Source organism: Streptomyces sp. SID3343 (assembly GCF_009865215.1).
Taxonomy (GTDB): Bacteria; Actinomycetota; Actinomycetes; order Streptomycetales; family Streptomycetaceae; genus Embleya.
Map to the genome: position 1 here is coordinate 1 of NZ_WWJX01000935.1, position 1,324 is coordinate 1,324.

The window sequence follows — 1,324 nt, forward strand, 5'->3', positions numbered from 1 at the left end:
CCGGCAGCGGGCTGTCCGACACCGTCTCGGGCGACCTGGCGGACGCGCTGCACGCCGCGTTCGAACCGCTGTGGGTGATGCTGGAGCGCGATCCCGCGGAGGCTTCGCGGCGTGGCGCGAAGGCCGAACTGGAACCCGTCCTGCGCTCCTACGGCGACCACCTCGCGCACAACGGGGTCCAGGCCGCGCCGCCGTTCGCGCGCCGCCGGCAGGACCGTCCGCACGTGGGTGACGCGGTGGGCAGCGACGCCGACCGGATCGCCGAACTGTTGGCGCAGACCCCGGACCGGCCGATGCTGCAACTGTGCGGCCCCGACCACCTGATCCTGCTCGACCACGTCGCGACCTCGGCGCGCAACGTCAGATTCGCGCCGCGCGGGGTGCGCCCCGCGGTGCGCGACGCGCTGCGCGACCGCCGTGCCGGTCACGTGGTCGACAGCGAACTCGTATGGACGAGCGGCGGCCGGATGGCCGGCGTCCTGCGGCTGCTGCCGCTGCTCCCGGGGACCGTGGACGACGCGTGGATCTGGGAACCGAGCGGGGCCGAACGCGCCGATGGGAGCACGGACATCGGCGGACCCGGAGCCGGGCCCGGAGCCGGCCGCGGCGGTGACCGGGGAGGCGGGTTCGACGGCCGTCCCGAAACCGGTCGCGAGAGCGGCTACGGAAACGAGTTCGACGGCCGTACCCGAGGCGGTCGCGAAGCCGGCCGCGAAGGTGACGTCGAGGACGGCTTCGGCGGCGGTTTCGAAGGCGGTGGTCGGGCCTCATGAGCACGACCCTGGAGACGATCGCCTACACCGACCCCGAAGGCGGCACCGTCGAGCGCCGTGTCGAGGTGGGCCCGGAGCGCCCCGCCGGGCCCGGCGCGAGCTTTCGGGTCCGCGACGTGCACGACCCCGACGGCGGCGGCCGGCTCGTGCAAAAGCGCCTCGGCGCGCTCGACGCCCGCCGCCGGGTCGGTGCCGAGGCCCGTCTGGAGGCCGAGATCCGCGTGCTCCTGCGGCTCGCGCGCACGTTCGGTCACGACGCGTACCCGCCGGAGCTGGCCAGGATCGCGGGCCACGACTTCGACGGCATCGAGCCGTTCCTGCTCGTCGAACCGGCCCCGTGTCCGCCCAGCGCGGACGTCGTGGGCAAGCTGTTGACCGACGAACAGGAAGACTTCCAGCGGGCGATCTTTCGGACCGCGCGCTACCTGGAAGTGGCCGGCGTCGTGCACGGTGACCTGTCGCCGGCCACGGTGTGCTGGCAGCGCGAGCAACGCCGGCTCTTCGTCGCCGACTTCGCGCACGCCGCGCTCGCGGGCGAACCGCGCGGCGGC

1 protein-coding gene and 1 pseudogene are annotated in these 1,324 nt (G+C 74.5%); both read left to right on the forward strand.

The features are described from left to right. Nucleotides 1–773: pseudogene (locus GT354_RS29110) on the forward strand (hypothetical protein); the annotation flags it as partial. Next, nucleotides 770–1,324, forward strand: a 555-nt coding sequence (locus GT354_RS29115) for a hypothetical protein (protein ID WP_161359355.1), incomplete at its 3' end; no start/stop codon positions are given. The pseudogene GT354_RS29110 and the gene GT354_RS29115, both read left to right, overlap by 4 nt.